The organism is Caballeronia terrestris, assembly GCF_001544515.1.
GTDB classification, from domain to species: domain Bacteria; phylum Pseudomonadota; class Gammaproteobacteria; order Burkholderiales; family Burkholderiaceae; genus Caballeronia; species Caballeronia terrestris.
Genome location: NZ_FCOL02000622.1, coordinates 1 through 549 on the forward strand (window position 1 = coordinate 1; position 549 = coordinate 549).

The window sequence follows — 549 nt, forward strand, 5'->3', positions numbered from 1 at the left end:
CGTTCTCGCTGCGGCGATTCGCCCGCTTCCTTGACGTCGATGACTTCCTGCCGGAACTGCACGATCTTGCCCACAGCGATCCCCGGCGAGGCCGATACGCCAGTGAGTTCGTTGGCGTCGGCGCTCGCCGCGGGCCTGGCGGCGAGTGCGGGTGTGGTCGCCGGCGCGGCCGCTGCGGGAGCGGGTGCGTCGCCGGGCTTCTCGCCCGAACCTGCTGCGAGCAAACGCGCGAGCGCGCCAGCGGCTTCGCTTGCGTCGGGACCGGCCGCCTGGACGCGTACCTTGTCGCCGATCTTCGTTGCGAGCCCCATGATCGACACGACCGACTTCGCATTTGCGCTGTCGCTGCCGCGCAGCAGGCGGATGTCAGACTTGTACTTTTTGGCTTCGACGGCGACGACCGCGGCGGGCCGTGCATGCAGGCCCGCAGGGTTGGGCAGGGTGACTTCGTCGGAAAGGATCGCGCGGGTCGCGCGGGTCGTCTCTTCCGCGACGGCACTGCCGACAAGGTCGACGGAGAGCGCCGTGTCCATGCCCGCGGTGACTAGG

Annotated in this window: 1 protein-coding gene; it reads right to left on the reverse strand. The window is 69.6% G+C overall.

What is annotated here, in order from left to right; all coding sequences use genetic code 11:
* The coding region (locus tag AWB67_RS39260; RefSeq protein WP_143746865.1) for an HPr family phosphocarrier protein at nucleotides 1–549 on the reverse strand (549 nt) is incomplete at both ends.